The sequence below is a fragment of the Robertmurraya korlensis genome, assembly GCF_023715225.1.
Lineage (GTDB): Bacteria > Bacillota > Bacilli > Bacillales > Cytobacillaceae > Robertmurraya_A.
The window spans coordinates 23,094-45,964 of sequence record NZ_JAMBNS010000004.1; the positions used below are offsets into that span (position 1 = coordinate 23,094).

The window sequence follows — 22,871 nt, forward strand, 5'->3', positions numbered from 1 at the left end:
GTCCTTTTCTTATATTAATAATCTGTCACAACAAAGTCTCTATCAAGGAAGGCTTCAATTACTTCGCTAATGCGGAAAGAAGTTTGAGGTGAATCATAGTTTTCAAATGCATGCTCACAGCTATTTTTATAAGCCATCGTTTCGTCATAATGAGACATATGGCGGTTAATAACGTCCTCGTTGTCCTGACGTTCCTTTTGACGGGAGATAACCGTATCACGATCTGCATAAATGAAGAAACGCATAACACGATCCCCATACATTTCCTTTAATTTTTCAGTACCTTCTGGATTGAGTGTCAAATAAACTAGATTATGCGATTCAAAGGCTTTAACGATATCTTCCTCACGTATACCGTAATGGAAACCATCAATTTCAACACTCTCAAGGAATTCGCCATTGTCCTCCATTTTCTTGAAGGTAGCTTCATCAATAAAATGATAATCTTCTCCATTTTGTTCGTAATGACGTGGTGTACGAGTGGTATAGGAAAGAACTGTTTCCATGTCAAATGCAGTAGCAACCATTTTAGCAATCGTTTTTCTTCCAGAACCATCAGGACCTGTGTAAATAAATAATTTTTCTTTGTCTTTAATTTCGTACATAGATTACCTCCTGAAAAATATATTTAAAATGTTTCAAACAAAGTAAGAGGATACAAATAAATACCTATATCATACTATTATAACAGAAAAAGCCCTAATTATCTGATAACAAATATTTGTAGATTATACATAAGAAGACGACTTTTCGGGGCATTTGGTTGCATCAAATTTAATAATTATGTTAAATATTCTGATAACTTAATTTAAGAATGCCAAATTTGAGAGAAAAACGCAAGAAATTAACCTGTTTTTTTGTAAGATAAATTAACAGTATAGTTTGAGATGAGCACAGTCTTTGACACATTTACCTTTATTAATAAGATTTACCTATAATTTCAAAAAATTCTGGAGATATTTTTATGTATGATATTTCCATAATTGGTGCAGGTTATTACATCTGGTGACGGAGCAAGAGTAGCCATTAATGTGATTAACGAGATTAACGGAGAACGCTATGTGGATCATGATGTATTAAAGGCATAATTTCAAAAGGGCAGAAAAGTGTGTTACTCCACTTTCTGCCCTTTTTTTGAATATTTTGATTGTCATAACGTCAAAAAGATCGTATAGTAATAGTTAATGAGAATGATAATCAATAACAATTGATTATATAGGAGTGTGTGACAATGGAGAAAATGGATCTTTTTGATGTAACAATAATTGGAGGTGGGCCGGCAGGGCTTTACTCTACTTTTTATAGTGGTTTAAGGGAAATGAAGACGAAGCTAATTGAATTTCAGCCCCAATTAGGTGGAAAGATTCATGTGTATCCAGAAAAGATGATTTGGGATGTTGGAGGAATGACACCAGTTCCTGGAGCAAAACTCATCGAGCAACTGGTTGAACAAGGACTGACCTTTAACCCTACTGTGGTACTTAACGAAAAGGTGGTCTCTATCTCAAGAACAGAAGACGGGATTTTTGTTCTTGAAGGTTCTTCAGGTCATTTTCATTATTCGAAAACATTGATTGTTGCCGTTGGCAGTGGAATCCTGAAACCTCAAAAGCTGAACATAGAAGGTGCCGAACGGTTTGAAGTATCGAATCTGAACTATACAGTGAAATCATTAAAGCAATTTAAAGATAAAACCGTAGTAATTTCAGGTGGTGGAAATTCTGCGCTCGATTGGGCAAATGAGCTAGAGCCTGTTGCGAAGAAAGTCTATATTACGTACCGAAAAGACAAAATGTCAGGTCATGAAGCACAAGTGTCTCAATTAGAAAAAAGCTCTGTGTCTTGTTTAAGTAACACGTCTATAACGAAATTAATAGCTACTAGCGGTCAGGAAATGATTGAAAAGGTAGAAATAACAAATAACGTAACTGGGGAAGTCACTCTGTTACCTGTAGATGAGGTAGTGATTAATCACGGGTATGAACAGGATACCGGTCTACTGAAAAACAGCGATTTACATATCAATATGCTTGAGGATTTTTATATTGAGGGAAATTCTTGTAGCGAAACTTCGGTTCCTGGATTATTTGCAGCCGGTGATATTCTTAAGTTCGGTGGAAAATTGAACTTAATCGCGGGAGCCTTCCAAGATGCAGCCAACGCTGTGAATAAAGCAAAAAAATATATCGAACCAGATGCTCATCAAGCAGCAATGGTTTCTTCACACAATGATGTGTTCAAGCAGCGCAATCGGGAGCTAGTGAAACAATTGGTTAGATAGTTAAGAAATACAATTTGGGGTGAAGAAGGTTAACGAAAATTGTTAACCTTCTTTTTTTATAATATGGATATGGAAAAGCAATATCTCGAGGTTTATACATATGTATTTATAAACCTTTTGAACAGGAGGTGTTTTTTTGCCTGCAATAAATGGTCAAGAATTTATGAATAGAATTCATCAACTTCAACCTGAGATTTGGCTTAATGGGAAGAAAATTACAGATATATGTAATCATGAAGCGTTTAAGGGTATTTTAACAAGCAAAGCAGCACTATTTGACCTGCAGATGAACAAAGATCACATGGATTTGATGACCTATGTTTCTCCAGTAAGTGGAGAACGAGTAGGAACGTCATTCATGCAGCCTAGAACAAAAGAAGATCTTGAAAAGAGGAGGCTTTCTACTCAAGCATGGGCGAAGTTGTCTGGGGGAATGATGGGAAGATCTCCAGATTATATGAATTCCTGCCTGATGGCTCTTGGAACGGCCTGGGATCATTTTGAAGATTCTCGTTTAATAGGAAAACATATATTACAAATGTATGAGCGTGCCAGAGAAAATGATTTAACGCTTGCTCATACATTTGTGAACCCACAAGTCAATCGATCCATGCTTTATTTTGAAGATGAAGAACATCCGATATCCGCAAAAGTGGTAAAGGAAACGAGTGATGGGATTATTATTAAGGGCGCTAGATTGTTAGCTACTCAAGGTGGAATCACAGATGAGTTACTTGTCTTACCTATCGGGGGAAAGTATATCGGAGAATCATTTATTTACGCATTTAGTATCCCAAGCAACACCCCGAATTTACGATTTATTTGTAGAGAATCATTTCGTTATCGCTCTTCCGCATTTGATCATCCATTAGGTGCTAGATTTGAAGAAATGGACACCATAGTTGTATTTGACGATGTTTTGGTCCCATGGGAACGGGTATTTTTATACAACGATTATTCCATTTCTATGGAACTAGCAAATGAAACAAAGTATTTTACTTTTTTACTTCACCAAGCAACTGCTCGCCAGGTGGTGAAAACAGAGTTTATTTTGGGTCTCGCACAGTTGATTGTGGATTCAATTGATATAGGAAGCTACACGCATGTTCAAGGAAAGGTAAGTGAGATTATTTCCTCACTAGAGACCTTAAAAGCTTTATTATTGAGTTCGGAGAGGAATGCGAAGCTTGATAAGAGAGGGAGAATGGTTCCTGATGTGAATCCATTATCGGCTGCTATTACTACCTTTCCTCGATTGTATCCTAGATTCCTTGAAATTTTAGAGACGCTAGGAGCAAGTGGATTAATATCGATTCCAACTGAAAAGGACTTTGAATCTCCCATACGAGGAGATCTGGATCAATATCTACAAGGTGCGTCTTGCGAAGCCAAAGAACGTACCCAATTGTTTCGTTTAGCGTGGGATGTCTGTTTGAGTGCCTTTGGGGGAAGACAAAAACAATACGAAAGATTCTTTTTTGGAGATCCCGTTCGATTAGAATCCGGGCTATATAATAGCTACTCTAAGGAATCTGCTGTAAATCTAGCAAAATCCTTACTGAATAGTAACCAGAAAAAAGAATAACTGTAGCAAGCATCTGCTTTAATTGGTAGATGCTTTTCTTTATTAGTAAAAAATAGAACTATTTTAGTAAAAGTTTGCATTGACATGAAATCTTCAGGATGGATACAATGAAGTCTAAGAATACTAAAGCGTTTTCTTATGGAGGGGATATTGTGAATAAATTACATAGTGCAATAGAATCAATAATAAAAGAACAGCCAAAAGTAACCAAAAATCATTGGAGATTGAATTATCATGTAACCACTCCGGCCTTTTGGATGAACGATCCAAATGGATTCAGTTTTTTTAATGGAGAATATCATCTGTTCTATCAGCATCATCCGTATTCACCGGAGTGGGGTCCTATGTTCTGGGGACATGTGAAAAGTAAAGATCTTGTTCATTGGGAACATATGCCAATTGCTTTAGCGCCAACAGAAGAATATGACCAGGATGGGTGCTTTTCAGGAAGCGCGATCGAAAAAGACGGAAGCTTATATCTAATGTATACGGGTAATACGTGGACAGGGGAGGATCATGATAAGGATTTATTACAAGTTCAATGCCTGGCGGTCAGTGAAGATGGAATTCATTTTACAAAGCTTAAAGAAAATCCGGTCATAGATAAAGCTCCTGCAGGTGATATTCATCCCTATCATATACGTGACCCGAAAGTGTGGAAACAGGATAATGACTATTATTGTGTGTTAGGCTCAAGAACGAAGGATCATCATGGACAAGTGTTGCTGTATCGTTCCAGTGATTTAGAACATTGGGAATTTTTAAGTGTTATGGCTAAAAGTGGTGGGAATTTAGGGTATATGTGGGAGTGTCCCGATGTGTTTCGTTTGGAAGGTCATGATGTTCTTATGATGTCACCGCAAGGAGTCAAGCCGAATGGAGATTTGTATCATAATCTCCATCAAGCAGGCTATGTTTTAGGTGAATTAGATTACCATACAGGTGTACTTTCGCATGGTGATTTTCATTTATTGGATTATGGATTTGACTTTTATGCTCCTCAAACGATGGAAGATCCTAAAGGAAGACGTATTATGGTTGCATGGATGGCGATGTGGGAAAGTCACATGCCTGAGCAAGAATACAATTGGGCAGGAGCCATGACGATTCCTCGACAGCTTGAATGGGTGGATGGACAAATTTATAGCAAGCCTGTTCCAGAGTTACAGGAACTTCGTGGAAATGTGGTTCAGCTTGAACAGGTGACGGTTAAAGAAAAGAAGATTATACCTGAACTAATAGGTGATAGTTATGAGCTTGAAGTAACAATTGATGCAAAATCCGCCGAAAAGTTTGGTGTGATGGTTCGGGTGAGTGAGAATGAAGAAACAGCGATCGCATATAATCGTTTAGAAGGAATGGTAATCTTGGATCGGGAGCGGTCTGGTAAGGGTCCAAAGGGAATACGAAAAGCTCCAGTACAACTTAAAGAAAATCTTCTCCATTTGCGCGTATTTGTTGATCACTCTTCGGTAGAAGTGTTTATTAATGAGGGAGAAAAAGTCATGTCAGCAAGAGTTTATCCTGGTGAAAATTCAACGGGGATCAGCTTTTTCTCTGATGAAGAGATAACTATTGTTAGCTTAAAAAAATGGGACTTGAGTAAATCTGTTCACCCAATGAGTGATGGTTTTGCTTAGAAGCAAATATTCTGTGAAACCCACGACCTTTCTGTTAGTAAAGGTGTGGGTTTTGTCGTATTAGGGATTAAACTGATCATGCTTGTAAAATATTTCTTTTTTTTAATCGAGGATACTTTACAGGAAGAAAAGTTAGATGTAGAATTTCTATATACCTAAAAAACCTAGGTAGGTGAGAAGATGTTTAATCGTGAATTGGTGAAAGGAAGTACATCGCTTTTGTTACTTCAGCTTTTAGAAGAACGGGATATGTATGGCTACGAGCTTGTTAAAGAACTCGAAAGCAGAAGCGGAAATGAGTTTTCGGTGAAAGAAGGTACTTTATATCCGGCACTACATAAGCTTGAAAAGCAGGAATATATTGAGTGCTACTGGAAAGAGCAGGAGAAGGGTCCAGCTCGAAAATATTACAAAATAACAGAAGCGGGAAAAGAGATGCTGCTGGAAAAAACACGTGAGTGGAATGATTTTGTTTCAGTAATGAACAAGATGATGGGGAGAAAAAAACATGGAACGGCTGAAGAGTGAGTTTTTAGAAAGCTTGAAAGAAAGCCTCGGAAACCACAAGGAGAAGGAAACCATTATAGCTGAATATGAAATGCATCTCGATGAGCTTTTATTAAGTTTATGCAAAATGGAGTATGACGAAATTCGGGAAGAAGTCTACTCAAGATTCGGAACACCAGAAGAGATTGCTGCGATATGGAAAGAAGAGCTTTCCTTTACACCGAGCAATATGAAGTGGTTGTTTATTGCTGTGAATATTCTTTTCTTTGCAGGTGGGGCCGTTCTCACACTTGCTCATAATCTTCTGAATTGGAAGTGGCTGACCGATCTATGGTCTAATCTTACTTCCTTTCCTATTATCATTGCTTTCATTTATATGTTCTTTTGGGCACTTCTAGGATATGAAATTGGGAGGGGCTTTGGTCACAAAGGAAAAAGGGTGATGAAAAAGACCTTTATTTTAGCGTTAATACCGAATATTATTTTAATGGTCTTAACGGTATTCCATCTTATTCCACATGAGTGGTTTCATCCACTTTTAACTGAAACCTTTATCGCTGTCTGTATTTTTTTAACACTTCTCCTTTATCCAGTATGCATCATTAGCTATCGCTGGGGGAAAAAAGCGTCAATCTGAGCTTTTTTTTGCTATAATACATAGAAAAACTATGTATATAGAAAAACGATATAAATGGAGGGAATCATGATGAATGAAAAACTGTTGAAAAATGATTGGATCTTTTTGGCTCTATGCTTCATTTTAGGAATTGTCGGGGAAGAGGCATTTTTTAAAGATCAAATTGGAATATCCTATTTTGTTTTTATCATTTTGTTTTATACGGTATTTTTCTGGAGATTTCGTAAGTTTCCGTTTTCACACCAAAGGGTTGGATATTTCGTATTAATATGTATTTGGTTATTAACCGCCGGATACTATCTTTATGACACACAGCTTTTTTACGCGTTAAATATTGTTGTCATCCCAGCTCTTGTGATCTTTCATTTGTCGCTAGTTACATCCTCTAAAAATAGAGTTTGGCATAATTTATATTTCTTATTTTACACTCTTCTACGTGTAATTGAGGGCTTGCGCTATCATGTGTTCTTTACTAAATACATCATAAACCTATCAAAAAAGGGAAACCAAAGGAATTTTGCTGTATGGAAAAAAATTATACTGGGTATTACCATATCTGTTCCCGTTTTGTTCATTGTTTTAAATCTGCTCATTTCTGCAGATGCCCAGTTTGAACGATTGGTAAAGGAGATTCCGTATTTATTTAGCCTTAATGTGGAGTTGCTTATTAGAACTATCATTATATTTGTTTATACATTTGGTTTCTTCGGATTTATGCAAGCCCTATTAATAAAAAACAATAAAATCATACAAAAAGAAGGACCAATCAACCCTTTATCGATGGACGGAGTCGTTACACTGACCGTATTACTTTTGTTAGATTTCGTGTATATTGCTTTTGTTGCCGTACAATTTACGTACTTTTTTAGTGGCTCTTTGGAGGATGGATTTACGTATGCCGAATATGCACGGCGCGGCTTTTTTGAATTGCTCTTTGTAACCATGATCAATCTTTCTGTTACAACAGGGGCTATTCTACTTTCGAGAACAATATATGGAATGTTAAAGATGTTCATTCGTATCGCTTTGTCTGTTTTAGTTCTTTCAAGTGTTGTCCTTTTAATCTCGGCGTTTATGCGTATGATGTTGTACGAGGAGGCATATGGCTTTACTTTTACAAGAGTACTTGCTCATTCTTTTATGATCTTTTTAACGGTGATATTTGCTTATACACTGGTGAAAATTTGGCTTGAGAACCTATCTTTGTTTCATTTTTATTTTATCGCGGCCCTCGTCTATTATGTAGGTATTAATGTTGTAAATATCGATCAATTTGTTGTCCAACAAAATATTAAGAGATACGAAATAACTGGGGAAATTGACATTTATTATTTAAATAATCTCTCAGATACGGGAACACTTGGACTTATTGATCTTTATCAAAGTGGAGCAAATATACCCGGATTAGAAGAGTTGCTTAAGCAAAGGAAAGCAGAACGATTATATTTAAAAAGTACCTCTTGGCAGTCCTATAACTTAACCCGAATGAAGACGTATAATGAGCTAGGAAAGTTAAATTTTTAAAAGGAAAGTAAATGATGCATACAAAAGTCGTTTTCTCACAAACTAGAATGCACAACAAAGGAAAGAAAGGAAAGATGAGAAAATGACAAAAGTTCTATACATTACTGCTCATCCCCACGATGACACACAGTCTTATAGTATGGCTGTAGGTAAGGCATTTATTGACACGTACAAAGAAAAGAATTCAGATCACGAAGTCTTACACTTAGATCTGTACAAAGAGGATATTCCTCATATTGATGTTGACGTGTTCAGTGGCTGGGGAAAACTACAGTCAGGAAAAGGATTTGACGAGCTTTCTTCAGAGGAAAAGGCGAAGGTGGCGCGACTTGGAGAACTTTGTGATCAATTTATCTCTTTTGACAAGTATGTATTTGTTACTCCACTTTGGAATTTCTCATTCCCTCCAGTCATGAAGGCGTATCTTGATGCGGTTTCTGTTGCTGGAAAGACATTTAGATATACAGCTGAAGGCCCAATTGGATTGTTAACGGATAAAAAAGCGTTACATATTCAAGCACGTGGTGGGATTTACTCCGAAGGTCCTGCTGCAGACCTCGAAATGGGACACCGTTATTTAAGTGTTATTATGCAATTCTATGGAGTACCTTCGTTTGAAGGATTATTTGTAGAAGGTCATAATGCAATGCCAGATAAAGCACAAGAAATTAAAGAGAATGCGATTGCAAGAGCAAAGGATTTAGCCCATACATTTTAAAACAAAGAGCCAACGAAAAAACTCGTTGGCTCTTTTGATCTATTGCTTTAGAATTTGTTGTTCCCATTCTGATCTTAAAATCCCCATCATGATACGATCGAAATAATGCCCGTCACGATAAATAGCGGAACGAAGTCTTCCTTCTTCAAGAAAGCCTGCTTTTTCATATGCGCGGATTGCGCGACTATTATAGCCAATGACATCCAAACCGACTCGGTGTAAATTTAATTCATGAAATGCATAGCGAAGGATTAGTTGTAATGCCTCACTTCCATATCCTTTATTTTGATAGTTTGTATCTCCAATTCCAATAGCTAAGGAACCGACCTGATTATTCCATTCGATAGAGTGGATGACAACAAAACCGATTAAGGTGTCATTCTCTATCGTTCGTAACCGAAAATACGCTGAATTGTGGCTTCGTTCTTTCTCTTTTTCAAGTTCCGAAATTGAATGTGGGTAGGCGATATCTGTATCAAGATTACGCAAATAGTCTGAGTTTTCCTCCCAAGATGCCATAATCGCTGCATCCTCTGCTCGGACAGTAGTAAGTTTTAATAATTTCCCCTTAAATAAATTCGTCATATTGTTCTCCCTTTTTCTGTATTTATATGAAGGAATCACATCATGCTACGCAATAAAATCTTGCCTCCTAAAGTCTAGATAACTTAATCTTAATGTTCTTTTTTCCATACAGCAAACGTTTCTTATAGGAAGAAGGAAATATTTCCATTAATATCGAATGATTAGTCTAGGATATATATTATGTTTTATAGGGGTGGCAACAATGTTTATTGAAACAGAACGGTTAATGATCAGAGGTTTTGTTAAAAACGACTACCATGCAGTTTATAAATATACATCAAATCCTGAGGTGATGAAGTATATTCCTGAAGGGGTTTTCACTATAGAAGATGCACAGCAGTTTGTGGTGGAAAATATAGGGGAGAAAGTTGAGAAGTACCCGGTAATCTTAAAAGAAAGTAAATCTCTAATCGGGCATATTGTATTTCATCGTTACTTTGGTGAACATACTTTTGAAATTGGTTGGGTGTTTCATCCGGATTATTATAACAAAGGCTTTGCCTCCGAGGCAGCGAAGGCGGTTTTACAGTATGGGTTTGAGGAATTAAAATTACATCGAATCGTTGCTACCTGTCAGCCTGAAAATATTGGTTCCTACCGTGTAATGGAAAAAATCGGGATGAGACGAGAAGGGTCTTTTAAAAAATGCATCCCAACTAGTGATGGATGGTGGGATGAGTATTACTACGCCATTCTTGACGAAGAGTGGAGGGGGTAAATGAGTAAAACAACGAAAATTAGACTTGAACTTTACGAACCTAAATTTATGGAAGGTTTGCTTGCGTTTGAACTTCCTGACGATCAAGTGAAATTCACAGCCTTGCCGAGTAAAGTGCTAGATGCACAAGAGGGACAATTTCCAATTGTGATTGTGGAAGATGACAATCCTGTTGGTTTTTTTATGTTGCATTCGACTTCACGTGTAATGGAATATTCAAACAACCCCAATGCCATGCTTTTAACGGCATTCTCTATTGACTACATAAATCAGGGGAGGGGCTTTGCAAAACAAGGATTACGGTTGCTAAAGAAATATATACAAAATCAATTTCCGAACTGTGACGAAATCGTCCTAGGGGTTAATCATCAAAATATCGCTGCGCAAAATCTGTATATAGGAGTGGGGTTTCAAGATACAGGAAGAAGAGTGATTGGTTCACTTGGAGAGCAGTATGTAATGAGCCTACGTATTTATTGAGAACTATCACGTTCTACTAGCGTATAAATAGATACGTTCTGATAACAGGACAGAGGGAATGCTTTTCTAAAGAAGAGTTACTATTTTGGTAGCTCTTTTTTTTATTTAGGGATATTTTTCCGAAATTGGACTAAATAAAATGAAGAGGACTACCGATATATAGAGTATTAGTACGGTGAAAGTAGGAAAATAGTATGACTTCTCTAGAATTAGACTTTGATATCAATATACTATTGTTTCTTTTTGTGTACTTACTTGCCATTTTGACAGTGGTATTACTATCAAGGAAACTAGTAATAAGAAAATTGTCTGAACTCCCTGAACGGTTTGGGAAAGCTCCCACCGTATTATTTGTATTATTATCAATAGTCCTTTTGATTTTCGGATATGTATTGGATAGTACTTTACGAGAAAAAGAGTATAAAGAGTACTATGATATGGCAAAAAATATGGGAACTATTTTTAGTCGAGATTTAAGAAATGAAGGTCATGCTACGTTGTATCAATCAGATGCAGATGGTAGTAAGGAGTACACGCATATCCTTAGAAAAATAACAGAATGGCAAAATCATATAAAAGAAGTTCAATCTGTTTATACGATGAGAATGGATGAAAATGGTCAAATATACTTTGTCGTTGCCCCTGCGACTGATTATAACAAGGATGGTAGGATTCGTGGGGAAATGGAACAACGTGTACCAATGGGGACCTTATATAAAGAAGAAGTACCGGAATTAAAACGTGCGTTAAAAGGTACCTTTACAATGCAAAAGAAACCTACAACTGATAGATGGGGTTACAGTATTAGTGCATTTATTCCTGTTACTAATGGAAGAGGTGAGGTGGAATCTGTTCTAGGAATTGATTTCGATGGAGATCAATTTATGGAGCGCAAGATGAATGAACGATTGAAGGTAATTGGTTTTGTGGGTTTAATTTTCATTGTTGTGGTTTTAATCTATGTACTCACTCTTCTATCCTTAGCAGAAAAAATTCTAACAAAAAAACATAAAAACGAGCTCCATAAAATGGCGTATTACGATGAACTTACGGGTTTACCTAATCGGAATTATCTAAACAACTTGCTACCTTTAATGGAGTGGGGGGAGGAGAGTGTGGTTGCAGTAATACTCTTCGGCTTTGAAGGGTTAGATGCCATAGATGAACTACTAGGAAATTCCAAATGCGATAATGTGTATGTAGCTTCAATAAGAAGAATCCAAACAAGTATGAAAGAACATATGAAGTTGATTAGATGGAGCGAGAGGGAGCATTTAATTATTGTAAAGGACTATTCTACTGAACAAGAAATTGTTAATTTTGCAGAATCATTAGTCAAACAATTTTTGATCCCTGTTCATGTGGGAAGTAGAGATTTTTATATCTCACCGAAATTTGGCATTAGCTTTTATCCAAATGATGGATCCGATTGGAATGCACTTGTGAAAAATGCAAATTTAGCCAAAATGCATGTTCCTTCAGAAAATGACAATAGAGTCATGATATATAATAGCCAGCTTCTTACAGAATCCAATGAAAAGAGAGACATTGAGCTTGAGCTTCACCACGCGGTCATTGCTGAACAATTCGAGGTGTTTTATCAACCACAGCTTTCCTTAATTTCTGGAAAACCTATCGGAATGGAAGCTCTCCTTCGATGGAATCACCCATCAAAAGGGATTATTTCACCCTTGAAGTTTATTCCTCTTGCAGAAGAATTAAAATTAATCAATCAGATCGGATTATGGGTATTGAAAAAAGCTTGTACGCAAACGGTAGAGATAAATGAGTTGTATGGACTTAATTTACGAGTGTCTGTTAATTTATCCTCAGTACAACTTCAGCATCCTCACCTCTTGCAGGATATTAAAAAAATTCTTATAGAAACGAGATTGGAACCGAGGTTATTAGACTTAGAAATCACAGAAGGAAGCCTATTTAACTTTGAAAAATCGAGTCAAATACTAGAAGATATTAAGAATTTAGGGATTCATATTAGTTTAGATGATTTCGGTGCCGGGTACAGTTCACTCAGTTATTTAAAGAAATTAAGTATTCATCGTCTAAAAATCGATCGGATATTTCTATTAAATATACCGAAAGAGGAAGATACCCTCATGACATCGATCGTTACCCTAGGTCATAACCTGAACCTAAAGGTTCTGGCAGAGGGGGCAGAAACGATAGAGCAGGTGAATTTTCTAAAGTCAATTGAGTGTGATGAAGTGCAAGGTTATTACTTTGCTAAACCTTTACCTTATCATGAGTTTATTGCTTATCTTAATAAACAATTAAATATAGACTAACACGCGATTAATAAGGAAATCGCGTGTTTTTTAATTAGAAAAATGAAACCTGTGAAACAGTTATTCCGTATTACATGTACCACAAGAAAGGAGGGTCTAGATGAAAATCAGTCGGAAATACCCTACTTTTGATGAAAATGTAGAGAGAGAGTTGCTTTCCAAGAGCTGGATGGCTCTACGAGAACCGAAAAATGTATGGAGTTCAATTTTACTATCATTGCCGTTCATGTTCCTAGCGGGCTGGGTTACGTTTACGATCGTAAATCTTTTTTCTCCTTTAACCCTCAAGGAATTTGGAATATCAGATAACGGAGTAGAAATAACCTTTAACCTATTTTATGTTGTTGTCCTATGGCTTTTAGTTGTAATCCATGAGATATTACATTTAGTATTTATCCCTAATTTTCTAAGGTCGAAAAAAACATATATTGGACTTAGTTGGTTTGGTGGTTTTGTAATAACTGAAGAGCACATGAGTAAAATCAGGTTTATTATTATCTCGATTGCTCCTTACATATTCCTGTCTATCTTATTACCATTGGTGCTAGGATGGTTAGGTCTTTTATCAACGACTATTAAAATCCTAGTTTTACTAAACTCACTGGCTTCTTCGGTCGATATGCTTGTTCTTTTTCTTATCTTATTACAAGTACCTAATAATGCAGTACTAGTAAACTGTGGACCAAGAACGTATTGGAAGTTGTAGTAGAGAGCGGGATGTAGATGTTTGAGTTTCGCAAAATAAACAATCTGTCAGACATTCTTTTTATTTTTACTCTTAGAGGGAAACGAGAGGGTTAGAAATGAAAGTTCAAAGTAAGTTCATTCGTATGACAAAGGTGTTGTCTCTAGCATTTACTATTTTTCTGCAAATCTACTGGTACAAGCTATGCAGAAAGCCTGAGTCAGAGTGGGAAAAGCTGTGGGAGACTATCGGTGAGAGGTTTCGGAAAACTCTGTTCGAATTAGAAGGGCTATTGATCAAAATTGGTCAAATATTAAGTATTCGTTCAGATCTACTTCCACATGCCTTTATCAAACAAATGGAGGACCTCACTGACCATGTGCCGCCGTCAAAATGGGAGGATATCGAGCAGATTCTTGAAAAAGAATGGGGAGGCTCGATTTACCAGCATATAGAATATATAGAGAAAGAGGCGGTCGCATCTGCCTCTATCGGCGAAGTGTACCAGGCATTATTAAAAAATGGAACGAAGGTGGCTGTAAAAGTTCAGCGTCCAAACATTCAGTCTATCGTTGAAATAGATTTTCGGACACTACGAATCATCATTTGGTTTGCTGACCATTTTGTCCCCGTACCAAAAGGATTTATAAATTTTCAAATGTTATATAAGGAATTAAAAGAAGTGATTGAAAGGGAGCTTGACTTTGCTAGAGAGTTGGAAGCCCTGCAATCATTTAATAGTCGATTCAAGAATCGTAATACGGTTAAAATACCTCATGCATTTCCAGAGCTTTGTACGAACAAGGTGCTTGTTATGGAATGGGCAGAAGGAATAAAGCTAACGGATGTCGCGGGATTAGAACAAATAGAAATCAGTCGAAAAGAAATCGCTCAAGAACTTATTGAACTCTTTCTGCCACAATGGTTAGAACCAGGTTATTTTCATGCTGATCCCCATCCAGGAAACGTTATGGTAAGTCCAGAAGGAAGAATTATATTACTAGATTTTGGAATGGTAGGACAAATCAGCAAAAAAGATGCTTCCTATTTTCAAGCACTCATTGAGGCATTCCTAGCCAAAAATTACAAAAAGGCTGTTGAGTGTTTGGCACACTTGGGATTCTTGCTTCCAGATGCGGATCCTCGAACAATGGAGAGACATTTATCTGAGCTCTTATCCTTTCAAATGGGCGAGTTGAAAAATATGGACCTGCTTGCATTAAAATTAGAGATGAACGACTTAATTCAAGCCCTTCCTATACAGGTGCCAACTAGATTTGTGTTTTTAGGACGGTCTGTTGGGACGATAGAAGGAATTTTACGAAACGTGGCTCCAGAAGAAGAACCACTTGAACTTGGGAAACCTGTGTTCATGGAGTGGCTCAAAAACCAAAGTAATAAATGGTCTCTGATCTGGCAGTGGCTTCAATCTCAACCAATCTTTAAAATACTTCACTCAGCCAATGAATTTCTTCAAGCGCCGCAAAAGCTTGAGCAACTAAAGGAAACCGAACAGAGAAGAGAATTCTTATTTATCACTCAAGAAAATATAAAAAAGCAAATATTTCAGCTTTTGCTAGTCAGTCTAATGGGTGTAGGGTTTGGGTTGTATGTAATGAACCCTTTTATTTGGAAAATAGGAATGGGATTATCGGTAGCTTCCTTTGTAGGATATTGGGTGGCAAGCTATAAGCAGAAAAAATGGATGAAATACATGCCAGAGAAGAAGAGGCGGGGATGAGAATAGGAGAGTGTGCTAAGTTGGTGTTCTCATTGTATTTTATAAAAAGAAGAGAGGTTTAATAATAATGAAATACATCCTTTTATGCTGTGGTGGGGGATTTTCCTCAAGTTTATTAGTCACAAAAATGCAGGAAGTAGCAAAGCAATACGGAGAGGATGCCTATCATATTTGGGCGATTGGTGTTGGAGAGGTTGAGCGGCATTTAGAACATTTGCGAAAAGCAGATGTGTTACTCGTTGCACCGCAGGTACGTTATTTGCTTCCTGATTTTCAAAAATTAGCAAAAAAAGAGGGGTTTCAACTTCCGATAGATATGATACAACCCATGCACTACGGAACTTGTAATGGGGAAGCTGTTTTAACATTCGCCAACGAATTAATTAAAAATAATATTTCATAAGGAGAGTTGATATGAATTTAAAAGAGCATTTAAGACAGTTAGAGGAGAGTCATACTAATCTTGAAAACCGAAGAAGTAAGGAAAAACTAGATGAAATATTAGCAGATGATTTTTTTGAAATTGGTAGTTCAGGGTCCATGTTTACAAAAAAAGAATGTCTAGAGACGGGTGTCGTATTAACAGAAATGACTCTTTACAATTACGAAATTCATCCATTAACAAAAGATGTGGTGTTAGCCACTTATTTTATTAAAGATACAACAAGAAGCCGGAATACCCTTAGAAGCTCCATTTGGAAATTAATAGATGGCAGATGGCAGCTTTATTTTCACCAAGGGACAATTACAAATCAAGAACCAGATGAACTGAAAAAATAGATCACTCAAATCGAGTGATCTAGCTGCTCTTTACCGGTCATAATTAAAGTCACTTAAAGAATCCATATGGCTCGCAATCATGGCAATAATGGTGCTCGCTTCCTCTTTAGAGAAGATAAAATTAGTTTCATCTTTAATTAATTCGTCGTCATCTGTCCATATTCGGTTCACTCTGCGAAGAACACCGTCCCCTGTCTCTTGAACAATACCGAATTGGTAGGAAACTTCAATCTCATCTTCGTACATAAAGGCCGTCACTTCAGGAGTTTCCCACTCGACATCAACTTGTTCTAGTATATCATCGCTTTCATCTTCATCGTCCATAAGTACATAATCAACTTCAACATCGTCATCAGCTTCGTCCACTTCATAGTAATCATCATCATCAAAATCATCATCATTCATAAAGTCATGTAAGCTTTCATGAACCGCATCGATTATGTCCTCAATATCAGCAAGGATTGTTTTTGACGTTTGTCCAAGCTCTACATCAATGGAATCAATATAGAACTCTTCGTTATGTGGATCGAAATAAAGGGTACAAAAATACTCGCGATCATCGTCCTCTGTTTCTACATAAAACTCCATTCGTGGATGTTTTGCACCACGATCAACAGACATATGCCCCACTTGATCATACTTATCACAGATAGACTCTAGATGATCTTGCAATTCACCACTTACTCGGTCAAACCATTCTAAAGACATAGAAAATCCCTCCCTTTCAAGGTTATCGTTCATATTATTTCCTAGTTTTTCAATTAGGTACGTACCATAAAAAACCAATATCAACTATAATGGCCCTCACTATAGTTAGCGACTTTTTTCATACATAGTTCTGATGCCTTAAAGCATCCTATTATTAGGAGGTGTGTGAACGTGGAACCAAGTAAACCTGGAAGTGACAAACTACCTGATTTTGAACAATTGGATGATCGTGTAATTGCCAAACATACAGAAGCGCCTATGTTAGTCATTAAAACAAATTTAGATCCAGAGGATTCTACAGTAGATAATCCTTATTATCAAAATAAAGATCTAACAGATACGAAGGAATTTAAAGACTACTTTAATGAGAAAAAGTAATGTACAAGAACACTTCTTCCAAATAGGGAGAAGTGTTTTTCTATAAGAAGGAATTTTTTAAATAGGTAATATAAAGATCTTTTATTTTAACAAGGTCTTTTTTTGTTGATAATTTATAAACATATTAATATAATGTTTATATAATTAATAAACATATTATAGAGGTGTTTGTTTTGTCTAATGAAGAACGATTTTGGGAAGCTACTGTAGAGGAACTGTCTCAAGGCTTTTATTATGATGGTGAAAAAGAAGAGTACACTTGCCTGTTTTGTTATAAGTCGTTTGAAGATGGTGTGATTTATCCTATGAAAGATAGGCTGCTTGAAGCGAAAAAGGCGGTAGCACAGCATATTATCAATTCACATGGATCTCCTTTTGAGTATTTGCTGTCCATGGACAAAAAGTATACGGGTTTATCAGATCACCAAAAGGAGTTACTTACCTTTTTTAAATCAGGCTTAAACGATAAGGAGATTGTGAAAGAAATGGATGGCGGGAGTACGTCAACGATAAGAAACCATCGTTTTAAATTTAGGGAGAAGGAAAAGCAAGCTAAGATTTACTTAGCCATTATGAACGTTTTGAACAATCAAACGGAAAAAAACCATAAAGATTTTATCCAAATTCATAAGGGGGCAAAAATGGTGGATGAACGGTACGCAATAACCGTAGAAGAAAAAGAAAAAGTACTAGAGACATATTTTAAAAAGGGTCTGAATGGTCCATTGGATAGTTTTCCTAGCAAAGAAAAAAGAAAAATTATTATCCTTCAACATATTCTCACCCGATTTACACCAAATAGACATTATACAGAAATTGAAGTGAATACCTTACTAAAATCCATTTACACTGATTTTGCTACGATTCGTAGATATTTGATTGAATATGGTTTTATGGAACGTAGCAAGGACTGTACAGAATACTGGGTTAAGCAATAGACACGACTTGTAATGTCGTGTTTTTTGTGTGAAAAATATGTAACATTACCAAAAAAATCACGTCTACCTTATTAGTGGAAATAGATACAGCAAACAAAAAGGCATTGGATAAACCACCCATTTATTGTTAGGAAAGGGTGCAAAGCGAAATGTTAAAAACAAGAATATTATTACTAATTGGGATTGGGCTATTTATGGTGTTGCTATTTCTAACACCAAGTTTCTTACCTGCAAAAGCTGTCCCGGTATTAGATCTTTCTGTAAATGCAGAAGAAGAGGTAACAAAAGGAGTAAAAGAAAAAAAGAAAATCACAAGTGTTCAATGGAAAGGTAATATATATCGAGACCTTGAAACACATTATTATCTTTTTTCTACTACTAAAAAAGGCACGATTAATGTAATCTGGGGACCGAATACAGATGGTTCAGATTTTATCATTACTGATCAAAATTGGGGAGCAATGTATGGTAATGGAGATGTATTACCTGCAGGTGAATACATGTTCGTTGTCACTTCTAATCCTATTGAATCCCCGGAAGACCCGTCACTGCTTACCTACGAATTTACGCTTAAAGGTCTTTTGTTCAAAGAAGCACCAAATACAACTCTTCCACAATTATTAATCGAGAGTCCTGTTGATTTGGTAACACATTTACCTGAAGGGGATCATACCATAACCTTTAAAGGTCGTTCAGATGCTGATTTCTTACTATTTGGTACTTCTGGATTTGGGGATGAAATGACGGAGAACTTAACAAGTTCATTTGAAAAGAACATTGTATTCAATGAAAATAGTCAGGCATATAATTTTTTTAGAATATCTGCTACTAATGATTCTGGGAATGCTGTTAATCGTTATTTTGAAGTACTGTATGAGGGTGGCATTAGAGAATAAAAAGTTGAGGGCTATTTAAGTAGCCTTCAGCTTTTTTTATATAGACCAGATTACAGTAATGTTATAATTACTAGATGTAAAGAAAGGGGATATTTCACATGCAGCCATTTACCCAGCAAGTAGTAATGATTATTAAAGATATCCCCGAAGGCAAAGTAATGACATATGGTCAAATTGCCAGAATAGCAGGTAGTCCTAGAGCTGCTCGCCAAGTTGTTCGCATCCTTCACTCGATGAGTAAAAATCATCGATTACCTTGGCATCGTGTTTTAAACGCTAAAGGGCAAATCTCTATCCAGGATGATTCTTCCTATCATGATCAAGTCTTATCTCTTCAAAGCGAGGGAGTGAAGGTAAGCGAAACGGGGAAGGTTTGTTTAGATGAATATCAGTGGCGTCGAGTAGACAAAAAGGATTAGTAAATAGTTATTATACAAGTCGGTAAACGGATTCATACAAATACAATTAAACAAGTAAAGGTGATCAAATTGAAAAAAGTTATTTTTATGGATATTGATGGAACACTTGTAAATGAACACGGAGTAGTTCCTGAATCAGCGAAAAGAGCCATCCAACAGGCAAGAAAGAATGGACATCAAGTATTTATTTGTACCGGCCGTTCAAAGGCGGAATTATTTCAAGACATCATGGAAATTGGGTTTGATGGGATTATTGGTGCTGCTGGGGGTTACATTGAAGTAGACGAAAAGGTTTTAATTCATGAGAGAGTTTCTAAGGAAGATGTTATACATTTGGTTGAGTTTTTCAATGAGCATCAAATAGATTTTTATCTTGAATCCAATGGGGGATTATTTGCGAGTAAGAATTGTAAGAAGCATATTCAAGGGATTATTACTAACTTTTTAGCAGAAAATCCTCATGCTGTAGAAGAGGTCAAAAAGGGAATTCAACCTTTTCATGATTGCTTAATTGATGATGAGGATTTAATTCGGGATGATATTAATAAAATTTCTTTTTTAGGATCTAACCTTCCTATTGAAAAGATTAAGCAGGAATTCTCATCAAAATTTACTGTGATACCAAGTACGGTACCACTGTTTGGAGAGAATAGTGGCGAGTTATCTGTACCAGGAATTCATAAAGCGGTGGCGATCGAGAAATTACTTGAGCATTTACAAGTGGATCGGGAGCACACCTACGCTTATGGAGATGGTATGAACGATTTAGAGATGTTGCAGTTTGTGCAATTTGGCATTGCGATGGGCAATGCAAAAGAAGCATTAAAAGAAGCAGCTGATGATATTACAGATACGCATGATAACGATGGAATTTATAATAGTTTTAAAAAATATCAATTAATATAAAAAAATTGATTTTTATCGCCTATCTTGTAACCAAGCTATTTATACAGATGCAAAAGGGTGAATAATAAGATAAAAGCAGCTTCCATTGAGCTGCTTTTATTAGGTTTCCTTATGAATAGGGAGTTCTATTATAAAGGTAGTCCCTGAATTTTCCATGCTTTTGGCAGTCATTTGACCATTGTGGTTTTCAATAATTTTTAGCGAAACCGATAGGCCCAATCCTGTCCCCATGTCTTTTGTTGAAAAAAATGGTTCGAAAATATTCGTCACAATGTTGGCAGGAATACCTTTCCCATTATCACTGAACGTTATTTGGATATGCTCATTTTTTAAATTTGTACATATATTTACGGCTAGGGGGATATCCCGTTCAGCCTGTAAAGAATTTTGGAATAGATTAATAAATACCTGAAGCAACTCTTCTCGATTACATAAGATGAAAAGATTCTCCGTATGTGGTGGTATATTAAAGTCCAGATTCACGTTGTGCAGCAAAGCTTCACTTTTAAGGAAATTCCATAAGTAGTTTGTAAAAAAATGCTTAATTTGTATGCGTTCAAACATTTTTTCGGAAGGCTTCGCAATACTTAGAAAGTCTGTAATAATTTTATTCGCTCGATCAATTTCAGGAATGAGTAGATTCGAAAATAATTGACCGATATCAGTCCCCACCTCTCTTTCAAGAAATTGGAGGTACCCACGAACAGTTGTTAGAGGATTCCTTATTTCATGTGCTATACCAGCCGCAATACGCCCAGCTAGTACTTGTTTTTCAGCCGTCTTTATCTTTTCCTCCATAAAGAAGCGATCTGTCATGTCACGTAGTTGTCCATACGCGCCAATGATCTTCTCACCTTCATATATTGGTTGAGCATCAAAGAGACAAATAATGGGGTCTCCCAAAGCACTTTGAAAAGTGACTTCTTTGCTATCATAAATTTCATCCATAGTAAGGACGCCCTTGAAATAGTCTCCTATAATGGGAAGTTCATAAATACTTGTAAAGGGTTTATAAAAAATTTGTTTAGCAAAATCAGTAAACTCTAAAATCATCCCGTTTACATTAGTAATAATGATTCCGTTTCTAGCTCCATTTATCAATACTTGATTAAAGATATTAAGCTTACGATTTTGTTTTCTTAAAAGCAATTCTCTTTCAATAGAATCGACTAATTGGGTAAGCATTGGCAAAAATAATGGATTGTGAAAAGCAACAGGGACCATGATATTTATGCTACCTAATAGATTATCCTCATCTGTGTAATGAAATGGAGCGCCATAGCAGGCCATTTCATGAAGGAAGGTGTGGTAATGATCCTTGCCCACTAACTGGATGGGGTGCTGGTGTTCTAATGCCAAACTAACTACATTCGTTCCTGTATCCTCTTGTCTAAATAAACTTCCCAAGTGAATCCCGAACCGATCAATAGTAGACTTTATGAGGTCGTCACCTGCTAGGTCTAATAAATAACCTTCTGAATCCGATATAGCTATGAAGATGGGGGTTTCTTGTAAAGTCAAAATCAGTTTTTCTGAAAAGAAACGAACGACGGACAGTATTTCTTTATACGCTTCTTGTCTTTTTTGAACCTCTAATTTGGATAAAGTAATTCTGGGACGAACGATCTCATTTGGATCCATCCCGATTTCTTTACACTTCCGTTTTGAAAGTGTGACATAATGTGGTTCCTTTTCGTTCATCGAATAGCACCTCAAAAATAATAAATGCAAATTGTATTATAACATGAAATATGTATCTTTTATCCTAGTGTTTTTTCCTTTGGGGAGGAATATAAAGTATATGGTGATAATTAATAAGGAATTGAAACTTTTTCAAATACTGTGCGTAAAGTATCTCAAGCAGTTTATGAAAAAGGAGGTCTAGGGTGAAAAATCCAAAAAGCTTGTTTTTATTGGTCTTAGGTATCTTTATTGTATCTATTTTTTCAGTGTGCATCTATTACATTAAAGATGGTGAATTTGTAAAGTGGAGCCATACACGGGTAACGAAAGATAATGAAATGTTCTTCGTACAAAAAACCCCCATTTACTTTGGCTATTCCTTGGATTGGAACGGGATAGGAAAACCAGTGATAAAAGATATTTTTTTGCTTAAAGAAGATGGTACGGAGATAAATGAAGATAAAGATCAAATAGAAATCACCCCTTTCATTATAGATGAGGATTTTGGTTCTATGTATTACGAAATTGATGCCATTGAAGAGGGAGTAGTAGAAAAGCTTCGTCCAGTCCAAAATTTTAAAGTCACAAATGATAAACTATCGTTGGTATTAAAGGTACAACTAAGGGATATCAACTGGGACAAAGACATAGCTAAAATGATAATTGAATATAAAAACTTTGGGATTACTCAGAAGCAAACGATTCTTTTTGAAGGAATCGTAGATAAAGATAGCTAGAGTAACAGGCGCAATCGGT

General features: G+C 36.3%; 24 protein-coding genes and 1 pseudogene. 21 read left to right on the forward strand and 4 right to left on the reverse strand.

The features are described 5' to 3' along the window. Positions 1–14: 14 nt before the first annotated feature. Entirely contained in the window at positions 15–605 is a 591-nt protein-coding gene (locus M3175_RS08680) for a guanylate kinase (protein ID WP_251517829.1), read from the reverse strand. Positions 606–992: 387 nt separating this feature from the next. On the opposite strand from M3175_RS08680, the pseudogene M3175_RS08685 reads away from it, so the two are divergent. The 8 genes and pseudogenes from M3175_RS08685 to M3175_RS08720 form a co-directional block, all read left to right on the forward strand. Beyond that, a pseudogene (locus tag M3175_RS08685) lies at positions 993–1,088 on the forward strand (pyridine nucleotide-disulfide oxidoreductase); the annotation flags it as partial. Positions 1,089–1,231: 143 nt separating this feature from the next. Next, entirely contained in the window at positions 1,232–2,281 is a 1,050-nt protein-coding gene (locus tag M3175_RS08690; protein WP_251517832.1) for an NAD(P)/FAD-dependent oxidoreductase, read from the forward strand. A gap of 136 nt (positions 2,282–2,417) precedes the next feature. Further along, positions 2,418–3,866: a 4-hydroxyphenylacetate 3-monooxygenase, oxygenase component gene (gene hpaB, locus M3175_RS08695; RefSeq protein WP_251517835.1), complete on the forward strand. Its 1,449-nt coding sequence runs from the start codon at positions 2,418–2,420 to the stop codon at positions 3,864–3,866. 152 nt (positions 3,867–4,018) lie between these two features. Then, positions 4,019–5,506, forward strand: a complete 1,488-nt coding sequence (locus M3175_RS08700) for a glycoside hydrolase family 32 protein (RefSeq protein ID WP_251517839.1) — start codon at positions 4,019–4,021, stop codon at positions 5,504–5,506. Between the two features lie 180 nt (positions 5,507–5,686). Then, positions 5,687–6,034: a PadR family transcriptional regulator gene (locus M3175_RS08705; protein WP_251517842.1), complete on the forward strand. Its 348-nt coding sequence runs from the start codon at positions 5,687–5,689 to the stop codon at positions 6,032–6,034. Beyond that, entirely contained in the window at positions 6,015–6,650 is a 636-nt protein-coding gene (locus M3175_RS08710; protein WP_251517845.1) for an HAAS signaling domain-containing protein, read from the forward strand. The genes M3175_RS08705 and M3175_RS08710 overlap by 20 nt, the downstream gene beginning before the upstream one ends. A gap of 66 nt (positions 6,651–6,716) precedes the next feature. Next, positions 6,717–8,174 carry a DUF4153 domain-containing protein gene (locus M3175_RS08715; RefSeq protein ID WP_251517849.1) on the forward strand — a complete coding sequence of 486 codons (1,458 nt, stop codon included), beginning with the start codon at positions 6,717–6,719 and terminating at the stop codon, positions 8,172–8,174. 82 nt (positions 8,175–8,256) lie between these two features. Continuing rightward, a complete protein-coding gene (locus tag M3175_RS08720; RefSeq protein WP_251517852.1) occupies positions 8,257–8,892 on the forward strand; it encodes an FMN-dependent NADH-azoreductase in 636 nt (211 codons plus the stop codon). Positions 8,893–8,931: 39 nt separating this feature from the next. Here the strand turns inward: M3175_RS08720 and M3175_RS08725 are convergent, their stop codons facing one another. Continuing rightward, complete coding sequence (locus M3175_RS08725) at positions 8,932–9,477, reverse strand: GNAT family N-acetyltransferase (RefSeq protein WP_251517855.1); 546 nt, start codon at positions 9,475–9,477, stop codon at positions 8,932–8,934. A gap of 202 nt (positions 9,478–9,679) precedes the next feature. Between M3175_RS08725 and M3175_RS08730 the strand changes: the two genes are divergently transcribed. The 7 genes from M3175_RS08730 (at position 9,680) to M3175_RS08760 (ending at position 16,187) form a co-directional block, all read left to right on the forward strand. Further along, entirely contained in the window at positions 9,680–10,195 is a 516-nt protein-coding gene (locus M3175_RS08730) for a GNAT family N-acetyltransferase (RefSeq protein WP_251517859.1), read from the forward strand. Then, positions 10,196–10,675 carry a GNAT family N-acetyltransferase gene (locus tag M3175_RS08735; protein WP_251517862.1) on the forward strand — a complete coding sequence of 160 codons (480 nt, stop codon included), beginning with the start codon at positions 10,196–10,198 and terminating at the stop codon, positions 10,673–10,675. A 194-nt stretch (positions 10,676–10,869) separates the two neighbouring features. Further along, positions 10,870–12,981 carry a putative bifunctional diguanylate cyclase/phosphodiesterase gene (locus M3175_RS08740; RefSeq protein WP_251517865.1) on the forward strand — a complete coding sequence of 704 codons (2,112 nt, stop codon included), beginning with the start codon at positions 10,870–10,872 and terminating at the stop codon, positions 12,979–12,981. Between the two features lie 100 nt (positions 12,982–13,081). Continuing rightward, entirely contained in the window at positions 13,082–13,687 is a 606-nt protein-coding gene (locus tag M3175_RS08745) for a DUF3267 domain-containing protein (RefSeq protein WP_251517868.1), read from the forward strand. A gap of 97 nt (positions 13,688–13,784) precedes the next feature. Then, entirely contained in the window at positions 13,785–15,407 is a 1,623-nt protein-coding gene (locus tag M3175_RS08750; RefSeq protein ID WP_251517871.1) for an ABC1 kinase family protein, read from the forward strand. Between the two features lie 67 nt (positions 15,408–15,474). Beyond that, on the forward strand, positions 15,475–15,810 hold the full coding sequence (locus tag M3175_RS08755) for a PTS sugar transporter subunit IIB (protein WP_251517876.1): 336 nt from the start codon (positions 15,475–15,477) through the stop codon (positions 15,808–15,810). 11 nt (positions 15,811–15,821) lie between these two features. After that, the gene (locus tag M3175_RS08760) at positions 15,822–16,187 is read left to right on the forward strand and encodes a nuclear transport factor 2 family protein (protein ID WP_251517879.1); all 366 of its coding nucleotides are present in this window, start codon (positions 15,822–15,824) and stop codon (positions 16,185–16,187) included. A gap of 30 nt (positions 16,188–16,217) precedes the next feature. Here M3175_RS08760 and M3175_RS08765 read toward each other — a convergent pair whose 3' ends face one another. After that, positions 16,218–16,895 carry a hypothetical protein gene (locus M3175_RS08765; RefSeq protein ID WP_251517882.1) on the reverse strand — a complete coding sequence of 226 codons (678 nt, stop codon included), beginning with the start codon at positions 16,893–16,895 and terminating at the stop codon, positions 16,218–16,220. A gap of 171 nt (positions 16,896–17,066) precedes the next feature. On the opposite strand from M3175_RS08765, the gene M3175_RS08770 reads away from it, so the two are divergent. The 5 genes from M3175_RS08770 to M3175_RS08790 all read left to right on the forward strand — a co-directional run bounded on the left by M3175_RS08770 (position 17,067) and on the right by M3175_RS08790 (position 20,432). Beyond that, entirely contained in the window at positions 17,067–17,273 is a 207-nt protein-coding gene (locus tag M3175_RS08770; protein WP_251517884.1) for a hypothetical protein, read from the forward strand. A gap of 173 nt (positions 17,274–17,446) precedes the next feature. Further along, a complete protein-coding gene (locus M3175_RS08775) occupies positions 17,447–18,211 on the forward strand; it encodes a DUF2087 domain-containing protein (RefSeq protein WP_251517887.1) in 765 nt (254 codons plus the stop codon). 149 nt (positions 18,212–18,360) lie between these two features. Then, positions 18,361–19,107 carry a hypothetical protein gene (locus M3175_RS08780; RefSeq protein WP_251517891.1) on the forward strand — a complete coding sequence of 249 codons (747 nt, stop codon included), beginning with the start codon at positions 18,361–18,363 and terminating at the stop codon, positions 19,105–19,107. Between the two features lie 98 nt (positions 19,108–19,205). Next, the gene (locus tag M3175_RS08785) at positions 19,206–19,526 is read left to right on the forward strand and encodes an MGMT family protein (RefSeq protein WP_251517894.1); all 321 of its coding nucleotides are present in this window, start codon (positions 19,206–19,208) and stop codon (positions 19,524–19,526) included. Positions 19,527–19,595: 69 nt separating this feature from the next. Continuing rightward, a complete protein-coding gene (locus tag M3175_RS08790) occupies positions 19,596–20,432 on the forward strand; it encodes an HAD family hydrolase (protein WP_251517897.1) in 837 nt (278 codons plus the stop codon). A gap of 99 nt (positions 20,433–20,531) precedes the next feature. On the opposite strand, the gene M3175_RS08795 is transcribed toward M3175_RS08790, so the two are convergent. Next, positions 20,532–22,133 (reverse strand): ATP-binding protein, encoded by a 1,602-nt coding sequence (locus M3175_RS08795; protein ID WP_251517900.1) that lies wholly within the window; start codon positions 22,131–22,133, stop codon positions 20,532–20,534. A 185-nt stretch (positions 22,134–22,318) separates the two neighbouring features. Here M3175_RS08795 and M3175_RS08800 point away from each other — a divergent pair, with 185 nt between their 5' ends. Further along, positions 22,319–22,852, forward strand: a complete 534-nt coding sequence (locus M3175_RS08800; protein ID WP_251517905.1) for a hypothetical protein — start codon at positions 22,319–22,321, stop codon at positions 22,850–22,852. Positions 22,853–22,871: the final 19 nt, after the last annotated feature.

What these genes read in the sequence shown, in the direction of transcription:
- M3175_RS08755 (WP_251517876.1), top strand. Translation starts at nt 15,475, where the DNA reads ATGAAATACATCCTTTTATGCTGTGGTGGGGGATTTTCCTCAAGTTTA.
- M3175_RS08745 (WP_251517868.1), top strand. Translation starts at nt 13,082, where the DNA reads ATGAAAATCAGTCGGAAATACCCTACTTTTGATGAAAATGTAGAGAGA.
- M3175_RS08780 (WP_251517891.1), top strand. Translation starts at nt 18,361, where the DNA reads ATGTTAAAAACAAGAATATTATTACTAATTGGGATTGGGCTATTTATG.
- M3175_RS08680 (WP_251517829.1), bottom strand. Translation starts at nt 605, where the DNA reads ATGTACGAAATTAAAGACAAAGAAAAATTATTTATTTACACAGGTCCT.
- M3175_RS08760 (WP_251517879.1), top strand. Translation starts at nt 15,822, where the DNA reads ATGAATTTAAAAGAGCATTTAAGACAGTTAGAGGAGAGTCATACTAAT.
- M3175_RS08740 (WP_251517865.1), top strand. Translation starts at nt 10,870, where the DNA reads ATGACTTCTCTAGAATTAGACTTTGATATCAATATACTATTGTTTCTT.
- M3175_RS08735 (WP_251517862.1), top strand. Translation starts at nt 10,196, where the DNA reads ATGAGTAAAACAACGAAAATTAGACTTGAACTTTACGAACCTAAATTT.
- M3175_RS08750 (WP_251517871.1), top strand. Translation starts at nt 13,785, where the DNA reads ATGAAAGTTCAAAGTAAGTTCATTCGTATGACAAAGGTGTTGTCTCTA.
- M3175_RS08785 (WP_251517894.1), top strand. Translation starts at nt 19,206, where the DNA reads ATGCAGCCATTTACCCAGCAAGTAGTAATGATTATTAAAGATATCCCC.
- M3175_RS08795 (WP_251517900.1), bottom strand. Translation starts at nt 22,133, where the DNA reads ATGAACGAAAAGGAACCACATTATGTCACACTTTCAAAACGGAAGTGT.
- M3175_RS08690 (WP_251517832.1), top strand. Translation starts at nt 1,232, where the DNA reads ATGGAGAAAATGGATCTTTTTGATGTAACAATAATTGGAGGTGGGCCG.
- M3175_RS08720 (WP_251517852.1), top strand. Translation starts at nt 8,257, where the DNA reads ATGACAAAAGTTCTATACATTACTGCTCATCCCCACGATGACACACAG.
- M3175_RS08710 (WP_251517845.1), top strand. Translation starts at nt 6,015, where the DNA reads ATGGAACGGCTGAAGAGTGAGTTTTTAGAAAGCTTGAAAGAAAGCCTC.
- M3175_RS08715 (WP_251517849.1), top strand. Translation starts at nt 6,717, where the DNA reads ATGATGAATGAAAAACTGTTGAAAAATGATTGGATCTTTTTGGCTCTA.
- M3175_RS08765 (WP_251517882.1), bottom strand. Translation starts at nt 16,895, where the DNA reads ATGTCTTTAGAATGGTTTGACCGAGTAAGTGGTGAATTGCAAGATCAT.
- M3175_RS08730 (WP_251517859.1), top strand. Translation starts at nt 9,680, where the DNA reads ATGTTTATTGAAACAGAACGGTTAATGATCAGAGGTTTTGTTAAAAAC.
- M3175_RS08725 (WP_251517855.1), bottom strand. Translation starts at nt 9,477, where the DNA reads ATGACGAATTTATTTAAGGGGAAATTATTAAAACTTACTACTGTCCGA.
- M3175_RS08705 (WP_251517842.1), top strand. Translation starts at nt 5,687, where the DNA reads ATGTTTAATCGTGAATTGGTGAAAGGAAGTACATCGCTTTTGTTACTT.